At 57.2% G+C, this 13,335-nt stretch carries 11 protein-coding genes; 4 read left to right on the top strand and 7 right to left on the bottom strand.

Going from position 1 to position 13,335, the window contains the following annotated elements; translation table 11 throughout:
• Positions 1–3 precede the first annotated feature (3 nt).
• Entirely contained in the window at positions 4–1,311 is a 1,308-nt protein-coding gene (locus RBB44_RS18580) for a TRAP transporter large permease (protein WP_306149084.1), read from the top strand.
• A gap of 26 nt (positions 1,312–1,337) precedes the next feature.
• Here RBB44_RS18580 and RBB44_RS18575 read toward each other — a convergent pair whose 3' ends face one another.
• From RBB44_RS18575 to RBB44_RS18560, 4 genes are read right to left on the bottom strand one after another with little or no spacing between them, the layout of a single operon-like run.
• Positions 1,338–1,943: an ABC-type transport auxiliary lipoprotein family protein gene (locus RBB44_RS18575; RefSeq protein ID WP_209174094.1), complete on the bottom strand. Its 606-nt coding sequence runs from the start codon at positions 1,941–1,943 to the stop codon at positions 1,338–1,340.
• A 26-nt stretch (positions 1,944–1,969) separates the two neighbouring features.
• Complete coding sequence (locus RBB44_RS18570; RefSeq protein ID WP_306149083.1) at positions 1,970–3,973, bottom strand: MCE family protein; 2,004 nt, start codon at positions 3,971–3,973, stop codon at positions 1,970–1,972.
• A gap of 11 nt (positions 3,974–3,984) precedes the next feature.
• Positions 3,985–4,794: an ABC transporter ATP-binding protein gene (locus RBB44_RS18565; RefSeq protein WP_306149082.1), complete on the bottom strand. Its 810-nt coding sequence runs from the start codon at positions 4,792–4,794 to the stop codon at positions 3,985–3,987.
• Positions 4,795–4,801: 7 nt separating this feature from the next.
• Positions 4,802–5,950 (bottom strand): ABC transporter permease, encoded by a 1,149-nt coding sequence (locus RBB44_RS18560; protein ID WP_133946498.1) that lies wholly within the window; start codon positions 5,948–5,950, stop codon positions 4,802–4,804.
• A 91-nt stretch (positions 5,951–6,041) separates the two neighbouring features.
• On the opposite strand from RBB44_RS18560, the gene dgcN reads away from it, so the two are divergent.
• Positions 6,042–7,055 carry an N-acetyltransferase DgcN gene (gene dgcN, locus RBB44_RS18555; protein ID WP_306149105.1) on the top strand — a complete coding sequence of 338 codons (1,014 nt, stop codon included), beginning with the start codon at positions 6,042–6,044 and terminating at the stop codon, positions 7,053–7,055.
• Positions 7,052–8,035, top strand: coding sequence for an N-acetyl-D-Glu racemase DgcA (dgcA, locus tag RBB44_RS18550; RefSeq protein WP_306149081.1), 984 nt, complete (start codon positions 7,052–7,054; stop codon positions 8,033–8,035). The genes dgcN and dgcA overlap by 4 nt, the downstream gene beginning before the upstream one ends.
• A 10-nt stretch (positions 8,036–8,045) precedes the next feature.
• Here the strand turns inward: dgcA and RBB44_RS18545 are convergent, their stop codons facing one another.
• Positions 8,046–9,221 (bottom strand): MFS transporter, encoded by a 1,176-nt coding sequence (locus RBB44_RS18545; protein WP_306149080.1) that lies wholly within the window; start codon positions 9,219–9,221, stop codon positions 8,046–8,048.
• 119 nt (positions 9,222–9,340) lie between these two features.
• Here RBB44_RS18545 and RBB44_RS18540 point away from each other — a divergent pair, with 119 nt between their 5' ends.
• Positions 9,341–10,513 (top strand): protein phosphatase CheZ, encoded by a 1,173-nt coding sequence (locus RBB44_RS18540; RefSeq protein WP_306149079.1) that lies wholly within the window; start codon positions 9,341–9,343, stop codon positions 10,511–10,513.
• A gap of 173 nt (positions 10,514–10,686) precedes the next feature.
• Here the strand turns inward: RBB44_RS18540 and RBB44_RS18535 are convergent, their stop codons facing one another.
• Entirely contained in the window at positions 10,687–12,018 is a 1,332-nt protein-coding gene (locus tag RBB44_RS18535) for a globin-coupled sensor protein (protein WP_306149078.1), read from the bottom strand.
• Between the two features lie 301 nt (positions 12,019–12,319).
• Positions 12,320–13,330 carry a threonine/serine dehydratase gene (locus tag RBB44_RS18530; protein WP_306149077.1) on the bottom strand — a complete coding sequence of 337 codons (1,011 nt, stop codon included), beginning with the start codon at positions 13,328–13,330 and terminating at the stop codon, positions 12,320–12,322.
• Between the last annotated feature and the right edge of the window lie 5 nt (positions 13,331–13,335).

Raw genomic sequence — 13,335 nt, 5'->3', positions numbered from 1 at the left:
AACGTGCTTGAGGCTCTGATTGGTTTTGGTGCCCTGTTTGGCCTTGTCCTGCTGCGTGTGCCGATCGCCGTTGCCATGATTATCGTCGGCACAGCTGGCTTCGCAATGCTGCGCAATTGGAACGCAGCCTTCAACCTTCTCGGCAACGCCGCCTTCGACACCGGTCTGTCCTTCACATTGTCGGTCATTCCCCTGTTCATCTTAATGGGCAATCTGCTCACCATTTCCGGTGTCAGCCAGTCCCTGTTCACGACGGCTCACCGGGCACTCCACAAGATGCGTGGCGGCCTGGCAATGGCAACAATTGTGGCCTGTGGCGGGTTTTCTGCCGTTTGCGGGTCGTCCCTCGCAACAGCGGCCACCATGTCGAAAGTGGCTATGCCATCAATGCGCAAGGCCGGATACGCCGACAGCCTGGCAACGGGCTCCATCGCCGCCGGCGGCACCCTCGGCATCCTGATCCCACCCAGTGTTATTCTGATCATCTACGGCCTTTTGACGGAGGCCGATATCGGCAAGCTCTTTGTTGCAGGCATCATTCCAGGGCTCCTGGGTGTCGTGTTCTACATGGCGGCTGTCTATGTAACGGTGCTCCTCAAGCCAAATCTCGCCCCGTCCAGTCACGATGACATTCCTGTTGAGCGCAAGGATGTGTGGGGGGTTCTCGCCGTCCTTGGCCTGTTTGCGATCATCATGATCGGGATCTATGGCGGGTTCTTCACGCCGACCGAGGCCGCAGGGATCGGCGCTGCCACTGCGTTTCTGATTGCACTGTTCTCGGGCGGTTTGACGTTCGAAAAGCTGTTCCAAGCGGGACTGAATTGCGCGCGGACCACCGCAATGATTTTTGCGATCATCATCGGCGCAGAAGTCTTCTCCAACTTCATTAGCTATGCCGGGGTTCCCGACGCCCTTCTGGAATTCGTCCAATCGCTCGATGTGAATGCCTATGTGGTCATTCTCGTTCTGGTGTTGATCTATGTGATCCTTGGCGCGGTTCTGGAAAGCCTGTCGATGATCCTATTGACCGTGCCGGTGTTCTTCCCGCTCGTTACGTCTCTGGACTTCGGCACTGGCGCGTTGAGCGATCCGGAAATGGTGCTCATCTGGTTCGGCATCATCGTGGTGGTCGTCACTGAAATCAGCCTGATTTCACCGCCCATCGGCCTCAATGTGTTTGTGCTGCGCTCGGTTCTGACCGATGTGCCGCTGCGCACGATGTTTGCGGGTATCCTGCCCTTCTGGGCCGCCGACATCTTGCGTTTGGGCCTGCTTATAGCCGTCCCGGCACTCTCGTTGGCACTGATCTAGGAAAACTGCTTGGAGCTCTCGGGCGCTCAGACGTTTCTGAGCGTCCAGGCCGCAATATCGGCGAACACCTGCTCTGCCGACTGGTTCATGGCTTCAACTGCCTGTTCAACGCCGGAGCTGCCGGACGGAGTTTCCCGCCGGAACACATTATTGGCAACTGTCCGGCCATTGCGGTCATTGACCACCCGCGCTGCAATCTCAACAACACCGCGGTTGGCGCCTTCAATATTCAGTTCAAACGCCCGGATATCCGTCTGAAGCTGATAGTCGATCAGCAGGCCATCACCCGGGAGTCCGACGCCGCGCAGCCGCCCCGTGTTTTGGAGGGTTTGCAGCAACTTGTTCTGCACCACATTTGGAAGCGTGTCGGCCCAGGCAACATTTGGGAAATATGAATAGACCGGACCGCTGTCGACTACGGCGATATAAGTCGTATCGAGTGCCTTAAGGGCGCGAGGCGGTGCTACAAGCACCTGGACACGGCTGGATCGCCCCGCCAAGCCGCCGACATCGGCAGCCTGCAGGCTGTAAAAGGCGGCGGGTCCGGAACTGGCGCAACCGGACACCACGGCGCCAGCGCCAAGCGCGCTGATAAACGCCCGCCGGCTCAGTCGGCTGTTTGCCTGTGTCATCCCCGTCAGTCCCCTATTCCCTGTACTCACCGGCGGCGCCCGCCTTGATAGGTCGGCACTTCTTCACCGCCGAAAATCACCCGGTTCGGCCGTTGTTCAAAGCTCTGTGCAGCCCGCTGGATCGAGACCAGCGTGCGGTTGAATTGCGCCAATGCGGATGTCAGATCCGCCGACCCCTGGGTGGCAAATTTCGACAAACCACCCGCAATGGCATCGGCACGGCTCTCAAACGCAACCGCGACCTTCCGGATCGCTTGCGCTGCAAGCGTTGCTTCCTTGATCAAGCCCTCACCGTCACCGTCAACCATTTCGGAGACTTTCTCGACAAGGCTCTCAACCCGGACCGATGTTGAGTTGAGGGTCGCGGTCATCTGCTGCGCGTCGGTAATGATCTGATCGACATCCGGTGTGCGTTTGCTCAAGTCCGCCGTCATTTGCTGAACGTTGTCCGCGGCCTGACGCGCGCTTTGCAGGATTGCCGGGATACCATCTTCTCCGGCCAGACCACTGGCCGCAGTTTCGACCGAGCCGACAATGTTGGCGATCTTTTCCGGATCAACAGCACGCAGCAGTTCATCGGCAGACTGGAGCGTGGATGCGAACCGTTCTGCCGCGACCTGAACATCTTCAACAAGCGCTGCAATCCGGTCATCCTGACCGCGAACTGTTGCTGAAACCGCCTCGAAATTCTGGATCGTGGATTTTGTCGAAGCGATGATTTCGTTGATCTGGCTTTGCTGATTGTTGAAGTTGTCGACAATGCTCGCAATACTGTCGACGGTCTCGCCAATGGTGGCCGGATCGACGCTGGCAATGATCTCATCGACGCGAACGAGAGAGATATTCAGCCCTTCCGTAAGTGTGGCAACGGACGCAACAATCTCATCGACGCGCAGCGGATCAATTACCGCGGCAATCTCAACGCCACGGGTGACGATCGCATCCACTTTGCCAACGATATCGCGCGTTCCAGTGATCACGTCATTGATGGTGCCTTCGCGTGCGCGCAGCATCTCTACAATATTGTTCACGCCCTGCATCGTGCTGGACGTGGCCACGACCAGTTCATCAATGTCACCCGAGCGCTTTTCCAGCACTTCGCCGAGCGCTGCCGCGCCCTTCATGACCTTTTCGATGTCTTCCGGCTTCACCGCCTGAACAATGCTTTGAACGTTACCGAGCCCATCATTGAGGCGTTCTGTGAACTCGGTCAGTTCCTTGGCCGCATTTTGAGCATCAGCCATAAGGGTATCGATATCTGCGCTCGCCTTGCCGAGGCTTCCCGAGAAGGTCTGCAGGTCATCTACGATGGCCGTAACTTTGTCGGAGGGAACAGCCGCTAGAAGCCGCTCACCCTCATCAACCAAACCCTCAAGTCGCCCGGAGAGGCTGGAAAACGCCTCTGAGGCCTTTCCGATGCTGGCCATAAAATCCTTCACGCCGTCGGAATTGGCAGCAAGAGCATCTGAGAACGTCTCAACGTTCTGGATCGTTTTGGAAATCGCCGGACCATTATCCTGAAGCAGCTGATCGACGGTTTTCATGGTCGAATCCGCGCGTTTCAGAACGTCGCGCGCGCCATCCACGATATCGTCAAAAAACGACCGCTCGGCATTGATCAGCGGTATGTTATTCGGGTTCTGGCTGCCATCCGGATTCAACAGTAGCGGAGAGGAACTTGTTCCGCCGATCAGATCCACATAGGCAACACCGGTCAAGCCGGTGAAATTCAATGTTGCCTTGGTATCTTCGCGGAGCGGCGTGGATGGCCGGATTCGAACCGTTGCCAAGACTTTGGTTGGGTCACCCGGCGCAAAATCCAACGAGGCCACGTCACCAACCTTGATGCCGTTGAACAACACCTGTCCTCCAACAGGCAAGCCGGTCACCGCACCCGGAAACAGGATTTTGACTTCGACATTCTGACGCGACTCAGCTGTCACAGCGAGCCAATAGATGAACCCGAACGCGCTGATCAGGATCGCGATCATAAATGCGCCGATCAATATGTAATTCGCGCGGGTTTCCATTCACTCAAACCTCATGTGCGGCGCAGAGCCCGCTCCCCTCGGAAGTAAGACTTAATCCAAGGGTCGTCATTTTTCATCATGTCTTCCATTGGCCCGATCGCAAGAACACGCTTTTGCCCAAGAACTGCGATGCGATCACAGATGGAATGCAAACTGTCGAGGTCGTGAGTAACCATATAAACGGTCAGATCCAGCGTGGAACTCAAATTGCCAATCAACGAATCGAACGCGGCAGCCCCAATAGGATCCAGGCCGGACGTTGGTTCATCCAGAAACACCAAATCCGGGTCGAGTGCAAGGGCACGGGCAAGGCTTGCCCGTTTCACCATGCCGCCGGAAAGCTCTGAAGGCAGCTTGTCTGCCGCATCCTGCGGCAACCCAACCAGTTCCAGCTTCAAGGTGGCCAGTTCATCCATTAAGCGCTGCGACAATTTAAGATGCTCCCGCATCGGCACCTGAATGTTCTGCTTCACTGTGAGAGAAGAAAACAACGCGCCTTGCTGAAAGAGCACGCCCCAGCGGCGTTCAATCATCTTGCGGGTCTTGTCAGATGCGCTGGAAAGATCGTGACCGAATACCGAAATCTGTCCGGCCCGCCGGGGTGTCAGCCCCAGGATTGTGCGCATCAACACCGACTTACCGGTGCCAGACCCACCAACAAAGCCGAGCACTTCCCCACGGTGCACATCGAGATCCAGATCCTGCAGGATGATTTTGGAGCCGAACCCGACGGTGATATCGCGAACCGACAGAATGTTTTCCGGCCTGTCTGCCTGCGGATCCGCAGCGTGCTCGGTTTGTTCGATGTCTGACACTGCCATCTCGTCGTTATACCCCAATGGCCGCGAAAAACATTGCGAACAATCCATCGACGACGATCACAAGGAAGATCGCTTTGACGACAGACATGGTGGTGTGCCGGCCGAGCGACTCAGACGATCCTTCCACCTTGAGGCCCTCAACGCAGGCAATGAGGCCGACAATCAAAGCCATGAATGGTGCCTTAATGATACCAACGACGAAGGTGTTCACAGTGATGGCCGACTGAAGCTGTGTCAGAAACGCCGCTGGCGGAATATCCAGGTACGCCCAGGTAATCAGACCGGCACCAAAAAGCGCCGAGATATCTGCCACGAAGGTCAAAATCGGCAAGGCAATCATCAATGCCAGAATGCGCGGCAGCACCAGAACTTCTGTCACGCTCAAGCCGATGACGTGCAATGCATCGACCTCCTCTTGCATGCGCATGGCCCCCAACTCGGCGGTAAACGCCGATCCGGACCGTCCGGCAACCATAATTGCGGTTAGGATGACGCCGATCTCCCGAAGCACCAGGATGCCCGCCAGATCGACGACGAAAATGTCGGCGCCGAACTGCCTCAGGTAAAATCCGCCCTGCTGAGAAATGATCGCGCCGATCAAAAAGCTCATCAGCGCCACAATCGGGACCGCGCCGATGCAGCTGCGGTCGAACTGCACGGCGATTGCGATGCTGCGAAGGCGTTTGGGCTGTAAAAGAACGGTCGACAGCACGATGCCGAGCGATCCAAGGATATGCAGCATCGCGAGGGTGTCTTTATACACCTCAACCATCTGCCGCCCGGTCGCTTCAAGAAAACCGACAATCGTGAAACCGGACCGGTCTGGCTGCCAGCGCGGCGGGTGATGCTTCTCGATCTCGTGAAACAGGCTTTCGCGGATAGGCGTCACCCCGGTCAACTGCACTTTCCGGCCGCTGAATTCCAGCTGCCCACGGGTGCGGTGGATCAGCCAGGCGCCACTGGTGTCCAGATGATCAACCTCAGAAACATCGATACACGTCAATTTGTCCTTGGCGACGTTCAGCTTGGAGATTTGCTGGTCAGCATCCGCAAGAGTGCTGACAGTCCAGTCTCCGGATAGAATAAGGGACTGATGTCCCTCGGAATCGGTATCCAGGTGCAATTCCGGCGCTTTGTTTTTTTCCAAGAATGCCATTCCGGAGAGTTGCCCCTTGCCGCTCGTCAACTTCCCCCCGTATACCTGATTGTAAAGATTAACGTCCAGCAGTCAGATGAAAGCATTGCCCATGGAAATTGCCCGCCCTTACCTTTTGTTTCTCGGTGACGTCCCCGATGCCCTGGCCGCCAAGACCGCAACAGGCATTGTTGATTGGCGGAAAGACTGGTGTGTCGGACAGGTCCGGCTCGATGGCTGTGCCGCAGATACCGGTCTGACGGACATGTCGATCGCCGAGGGAACTGCTGCAGGTGCCAAGACGATGGTCATCGGCGCAGTCAATGCCGGCGGACGTTTGCCGGATCATTGGGTTGATTCGGTGGTTGAAGCGCTGAACGCAGGCCTTGATGTTGCCTCTGGGCTCCACGTCAAACTGGGCGACATTCCGGCAATCCAGGAAGCAGCCGCCAAAAACGGCCGCCAGCTCCACGACGTCCGCCACAACTCCATGACCTTTGCCACCGGAAAAGGCACCAAACGCCCGGGCAAACGGATTTTGACCGTCGGAACAGACTGCTCTGTCGGCAAAAAATACACTGCCCTTGCGATGGACAAGGCCATGAACGAGCGCGGCTACACCAGTTCGTTCTGTGCGACCGGGCAGACAGGTGTCTTCATTTCAGGCCGGGGTCTGTCTCTCGATGCCGTTGTTGCTGATTTCATCGCCGGCGCTGCCGAGTGGCTCTCCCCGGCAACAGAGGAAGACCACTGGCAGGTGGTGGAAGGCCAAGGCTCTTTGTTCCACCCGTCATTTGCCGGCGTGACACTCGGACTTCTTCATGGCTCGCAGCCCGACGGTTTTATTGTCTGCCATGAGCCCACGCGAACCAAAATGCGCGGCGTTGAAACACCGCTGCCAACGGTCGATCAAGTCATCGACATGACCATTCAGTGCGGCAAGCTCACCAATCCCGGCATTCGCTGTGTCGGCATTGCGGTCAACACCCAGGCTCTGGATGACGATGAGGCGCTCGCGCTTCTGGCAAAACTGGGTGAGCGCCATGGCCTTCCGGCAACCGATCCGATCAGATATGGCATGGAAGCCGTGGTCGACAAGGTGTCCGCGGAGTTCGGCACCCCATGAGCCGCAGCGTCAGCATTGACCTTGAAAGCTTTGAGATCGCGGGCGGTTTTACAATCTCCCGCGGCAGCCGCACCCATGCCAATGTGCTCGTCACCACTTTGACGGACGGCGATCACATCGGCCGCGGCGAATGTGTGCCCTATGCGCGCTACGGCGAAACCATGGAAAGCGTTCAGGAGCAGATCCAGGAGATTTCACCGCTGTTGAAAGACGGTTTGAGCCGCCATGCGCTGCAAGAGGCAATGCCGGCCGGTGCTGCACGCAACGCGGTAGATTGCGCCCTTTGGGACCTTGAAGCCAAGCAAACCGGTAACTCGGCGGCAGAGATTGCCGGGATCCCGCCGCTTTCACCGGTCACGACCGCTTACACGATCAGTGTCGGCACACCGGAAATTATGGCGGAAAAGACGGCAAAGGCCGCACATCGCCCCTTGCTCAAGGTAAAACTTGGCGGGGCTGGCGACGATGAGCGCATCGAAGCTGTTCGCAAGGCCGCACCGGACAGCACCTTGATCGTTGATGCAAATGAAGCCTGGGACGACAGCTGTTTTGGAACGAACATGGCAGCGTGTGAAGCCGCCGGCGTGGCTTTGATTGAACAGCCTTTGCCTTCCAAGGATGACAGCTGTCTCAAGGAATTCAGCTCAAAGATTACGATCTGTGCGGATGAAAGCCTGCACACGCGGGATGGTCTTGAGGATCTCCGCAGCCGGTACGATGCCATCAACATCAAGCTCGACAAAGCCGGCGGTTTGACGGAGGCCCTGGCGCTTCTGGATCAGGCCAAAGCGCTTGAATTTGAGATCATGGTCGGTTGCATGCTCGGCACGTCTTTGGCCATGGCTCCCGCGGTCCTCTTGGCACAGCGGGCAGACTATGTGGATCTCGACGGGCCTCTTCTTTTGACGCAGGACCGCGAACCGGGACTGGTCTTCGAAGGCAGCACGCTGTTCCCGCCAAGACCGGAATTGTGGGGCTAACGCTTTAGTTTTAACGCACTGGGCTTGAAACCATGCGCTGACGCACCATCGGCGTCAGCGCCAGCATCACAAGCGTTCCGGCCGCAGAAACGGCCGCCATCAGATAAAACGGCAGATCCGGATCCATCTCGTACAACGCGCCGCAGACACTCAAACCAATGGCCATCTGCAGGCCGATTGATGTGGCAAGCAGACCCTGGCCGGTCCCGGCCCACTTGCTTGGAACGACTTTCGCCAGAATTGCAATGGCGCCCAGATGTGCAGCGCCAAAGGTGAGCGCGTGCAGAAGCTGGATCGCGACCATCGACACCAGCGCATCCGCGAACGGGAACAGGCCCCAGCGGGCGACCGCGGCAATCCCGGCAACGATCAGGAAAACCGGTGGGTCGAAACGAAGCGCGATCTTTCCGGCAACTGTGAAAAGCGCAATCTCAGCGATCACGCCGACAGCCCACAAGATGCCGATTGTTTCGTCTGCTATCCCGGCGGCTTGCCAGTAGAGCGTCCCAAACCCATAAAATGCCGCATGGGTTGCCTGGAACAAGCCAAGCAGGATGAGCACCGGCCAAAACCAAACCGTTTTGAAGGGCGCTTCTCCGGCCTCTTCGTCCAAACCTTCGCTTGCCCCGGCTCCGCTTTGGCGCGGAAGTGACAGAACAACGCCGCCTGTCAGAAGCGACGCCAAGCCAATCAGAAACAGCATCACCCAAACGGTATCTCCGGTCGCCAGGAATCCGCCAGCAAGATTGGCAGCAACAAACCCAGCAGATCCCCAAAGGCGCATCCGTGCATAGTCCGCGCCCGTGTTGCGCGCAGCATCCAAGGCATAGGCATCACTGAGCGGAAGCACCGGCGCCTTGAAGACCATGTAGCCGATCACCCCGGCGCCCAGAACGTAAAGACCATTTCCAAGGGCGAAAAGCGCGATGAAGACGGTTCCAAGGAGAGAATAAACAAAGATGGACCACCGGCGCTGACCGGTACGGTCCGCCAGGTTTGTCAAAAGCGGGCTTGCGGCAATCCGGGCAACCGTCCCGGCCCCCAGCACAAATCCAATCTCGGCCGCGGAAAACCCCTCGAACTCCAAAATGACCGGAAAGAAAGGGAGAAATAGCCCATAGCCAAAAAAATGAACCCCGAACAAGGCGGAGACACGCGCACTGAGGGCCGACGTCAAATTCAACATACAAACCGAACCGGATTTTGAGGCCCAAAAGAATATTAACGATTTTCAGTTTACCCTGATTTTGGAATTGTCCGGATTGGATACCGAACGGCCCTTGCAGAGTTGAGAATCGCGCCCTTATGAAAGCGGAAACACAACAGGTAGAACCGGAGCTGATAGGCGAAGCCGAATATCAGACGCTTGAACAGACCTTGATGGAATCCGATCGGGGACGTCGGTTTCTAAAAGAGTTTTTGAACCGGAACAAGACCCCGGAAACGACCGAGATCCTCGGCGCGATCCAACGTCTTGAGAAAGTCGTCACCCGTCAGCGCAAAGTGCCGGATCTCGACAAGATCCGCTTGGATATTGCCGACATGCACGAGGCAATTGAGCGCACCAAGGCGGAGATCGCCAACATCAAGGACGACGGCGACGAAAGCAATCGCTTTGTCGACGCCTCTCATGAGCTTGATGCGATCGTGACGCAGACCGAAGGCGCCACCCAGTCGATTCTGGAAGCTGCCGAGCAGATCCAGGAAAAAGCCTGGGTTCTTCGCGAAAACGGCGCAGACGATGCGACTTGCGATGATATTGATGCAAAGGCCACAGAAATCTTCATGGCCTGTTCCTTCCAGGATCTGACCGGCCAGCGCACCAACAAGGTGGTCCAGGTACTGCGTTATCTGGAAAGCCGGATCAACCTGATGATCAACATCTGGGGCATCGAAGATCTGGAAGCAGATGACACCGCTGGTCCTGTCGACAGCCGCCCGGATGCTCACCTGCTGAACGGCCCGCAGCGTGATGGCGCGGGCGTCTCTCAAAACAGCGTCGATGAGCTGATGTCTGTCAGCGGCGACGTGTTTGACGCCGCTTTGGACGAAGTCGCAGCACCTGGCAGCACATCTGCGAGCGAAGCTTCAGCACCAATGGGTGAAGCGGACATCGATGCCCTGATGGCCGGTGACAGCGAACCGATGGATGCGGCCGCGATTGATGACATGTTCGCATCCGCACCTTCGGCCGAGGAAACGGAAGCTGAAGACACGGCGGACGTGACTGATCCGGCCGCCGATGAATTTGCTGCAGCCCACGCCGATGAAGTCTTGGACGAAGCCGCGATCGACAAACTGTTCGATGCGGAAGTCAGCGAGCCGGAAGCTGCCAACGACAGTGAACCGGCTGCGGAAACAGCAGAGGCAGAAGCTGATGCCGACTGGGCTTTGGTCGAGCAGGAAGCAGATGCCGACGACGGCGCTGACCCGCTGACGGAGCTGACCGAGGCCGAACGACAGGCTCTGTTCAACTGATCGATCTTCACACTGTCAAGAGATAAGGGCGCCCATTCCAGGCGCCCTTTTTCTTTGTCTCACCAAAGCAAATGCCGCGCTCGTTTCCTTGCGCGGCATTTGTCGGAGAGTTTTAAAGGCATCGTCGGCAGACCCGGAGATCTGCCAACGATGCCTCCCCTCTTTGTTCAAAGTTATGCGGCTTTGATCTTATCAAAGAACTGGTTCGCTTCTTCGCTCAGACGCGCAGCCCTGTTCTTCAAGGTCAATGACGTTTCATGGATCGTCTCAACCGTGCCATCGACTGAATCGATCGACCCGCGCACAGCGGCGATCTCATCTGTAAAGCTCTGTGTGCCGACCGCCGCGATCTGAACCGCAGACGAAATCTCCGCCGTTGCAGAAGATTGCTGCTCCACGGCCGCCGCAATGCTGTTGGCGATCTCTGACAATTCGCTGATGATCGTGGTGATTCCATCAATATCCTGGACAGACTGCCGGGTTGCCTGCTGGATCGCAGCAATCTGTTCGGTGATCTCTTCAGTCGCCTTCGTCGTCTGACTTGCCAGCTCCTTGACCTCGGCCGCGACGACGGCAAAGCCCTTACCCATTTCACCAGCCCGAGCTGCTTCAATGGTTGCGTTGAGTGCAAGGAGGTTGGTCTGTTCAGCAATGTCAGAAATCAAGCCGATGACAGACCCCACCTGATCGGCAAAACCGGCCAACTTGGTGACCGATTCATTGGTGTTCTGGGCGCCTTGAACAGCTTGCAGAGCCTTTTCCCGCGAGTGTCCGGCCTGACGCCCGATTTCAACAATCGAGGCGCTCATTTCTTCCGTTGCCGTCGCGCTGGACTGCACACCGCTCGCGGTCTCCGCGGAGGAAGTGTCCATGGTCTGCATGCGGGTTGCGATCGAGCCGGTCTCCCGGCTGAGATCGCGGGAAGAGTTCTCCAACTCGTCAGACGTAGAGCTCAACTCGCCGACCACACCGCTGAGGGAAGTCTCGAACGTGGCAATCGCGGACTTCAGCCCGTCTTCCCGGGCAACAGCGTCCGCCACCATTTTTTCGTGGTAGGTCGAAATTGCGATGTCCATGTCCAGCATCACCAGTTTGGTGATCACAGCCATGACCTTAGAGCGCTTGGCAGCGGTCATCATCCGCTTGGTCAGCAGCACTTCGGAGATCTGGGTTAAGGCAAAGGAATACCCGCCGATGTACCAGCTCGGATCAAGACCGATGCGCACATGTGCCAATCCGATCCGGATGGAGCGCTCAAGGTACGCCTCGGTCGGTCCTTCATGGAACATACGCTCCCAATGAGAGAGCTGCGCCGAGATCAGGCGGGCCTCCTGGTCTCCGATCATTGTCGACAGATGCGGGACTGTTTTTACATGGTCGTAAAATCCGTCCATGATCCTCGGCAAATGAGAGGAAAGTGTCGGCCAGATCGATCGCGCAAGTGTGCGATCTTCTTCGGTGAAACGGAAAAACGCCAGCCTGCCCTTTAGCGTTTGGTTCTGCATATTGGCTCCATAAACCCTGCAAGCCAGTGCTGGTCCCCCTCAGGCCAACGCTGTCCCGCCAATCAACGTAACACGCCCCTTCGTGAGGCGGGTTTCGACGGAACACCAGGTATTCAATGCCAAGGAAGACAGGACGGCAGCATCAGCAGAGAGCATACCCCTACGTAACGTAACCTCCTGGTTTTGCTTCGCAATTCAGCAGACACCACGGTTGTTTCCGCACCATCCTTTCTTTCGCGAATCCTCCGAGAAAGAACAGGACTGATATTATCCGCCTAATGGGTCAGCCACTAACAGCGCGTTAACGCGAAACAGCCTTAAACAACATCTTAGGGTCGATATTTCCGCCCGTCAGTACGACACCGACGGTCCGCTCCCTTAGGTCAAGTTTCCCGGACAGCAGTGCGGCCAACGCAGCGGCGCCGCCGGGTTCGACAACCAGCTTGAGCTCGGAAAACGCAAACGCCACAGCGTCCAGAACCTGCTCGTCCGTGACCGTATATCCTTCCCCAGAAAATTGACGCAGGATCGAAAATCCGATCTCTCCGGGACTTTCAGAAAGAAGCGCATCACAGATCGAGCCGGATTTGGCGGGATTGGACAGCAATCCCCCTGCCTCCAAAGACCGTTTGTAATCATCGAAGAATTGCGGTTCGACTGTATGGAACACCGTTTCCGCGGAAGTGTTTGCAAGCGCAAGCGCAATCCCGCTGGAAAGGCCTCCACCGCCTGTGCAAGCCAGGACATCATCCAACCGCACACCAAGGTCTTTTGCTTGCGCTTCCATTTCCAGGCCAACGGTCCCCTGCCCGGCAATAACGGCAGGATCATTGTAAGGGTGCACGAACGTCGCGCCGGTTTCGGCGCAGATCTCGGCAGCGATCTTGTCGCGGTCTTCGGTGGCCCGGTCATAAGTAATGACCGTCGCACCATATCCTCGTGTGCGTTCCAGTTTCACCTGAGGCGCATCGGCAGGCATGACGATCGTCGCCGGCATGCCAAAGATCTTGGCACTGGATGCGATACCTTGCGCGTGGTTCCCCGACGAACAAGCGACGACACCCTTGGCCCGGACATCCGGGTCCAATTGCCGCAAGCAATTGTAAGCGCCACGAAACTTGAAAGAGCCGCTGCGTTGCAGGCATTCGGGCTTGATCAACACACGCCCGCCAACGCGCTCGTCCAGAGCGGGGTTGGTCAAGAGCGGTGTTTTGACAGCAACGCCCTCCAGGGCATCAGCTGCCTCCAATACATCGTCGAAAGTGACGGCTACGCTGCTGGAGGAAGGTTGTTCTGCTGTCGCGCCGGTCATGATGG

The organism is Roseibium sp. MMSF_3247 (assembly GCF_030733765.1).
In the GTDB taxonomy this organism is placed as follows: domain Bacteria; phylum Pseudomonadota; class Alphaproteobacteria; order Rhizobiales; family Stappiaceae; genus Roseibium.
This window is presented reverse-complemented; position numbering and strand designations above follow the sequence as displayed.

What these genes read in the sequence shown, in the direction of transcription:
- RBB44_RS18530 (WP_306149077.1), bottom strand. Translation starts at nt 13,330, where the DNA reads ATGACCGGCGCGACAGCAGAACAACCTTCCTCCAGCAGCGTAGCCGTC.
- RBB44_RS18535 (WP_306149078.1), bottom strand. Translation starts at nt 12,018, where the DNA reads ATGCAGAACCAAACGCTAAAGGGCAGGCTGGCGTTTTTCCGTTTCACC.
- RBB44_RS18545 (WP_306149080.1), bottom strand. Translation starts at nt 9,221, where the DNA reads ATGTTGAATTTGACGTCGGCCCTCAGTGCGCGTGTCTCCGCCTTGTTC.
- RBB44_RS18560 (WP_133946498.1), bottom strand. Translation starts at nt 5,950, where the DNA reads ATGGCATTCTTGGAAAAAAACAAAGCGCCGGAATTGCACCTGGATACC.
- RBB44_RS18540 (WP_306149079.1), top strand. Translation starts at nt 9,341, where the DNA reads ATGAAAGCGGAAACACAACAGGTAGAACCGGAGCTGATAGGCGAAGCC.
- dgcN (WP_306149105.1), top strand. Translation starts at nt 6,042, where the DNA reads ATGGAAATTGCCCGCCCTTACCTTTTGTTTCTCGGTGACGTCCCCGAT.
- RBB44_RS18570 (WP_306149083.1), bottom strand. Translation starts at nt 3,973, where the DNA reads ATGGAAACCCGCGCGAATTACATATTGATCGGCGCATTTATGATCGCG.
- RBB44_RS18575 (WP_209174094.1), bottom strand. Translation starts at nt 1,943, where the DNA reads ATGACACAGGCAAACAGCCGACTGAGCCGGCGGGCGTTTATCAGCGCG.
- RBB44_RS18565 (WP_306149082.1), bottom strand. Translation starts at nt 4,794, where the DNA reads ATGGCAGTGTCAGACATCGAACAAACCGAGCACGCTGCGGATCCGCAG.
- dgcA (WP_306149081.1), top strand. Translation starts at nt 7,052, where the DNA reads ATGAGCCGCAGCGTCAGCATTGACCTTGAAAGCTTTGAGATCGCGGGC.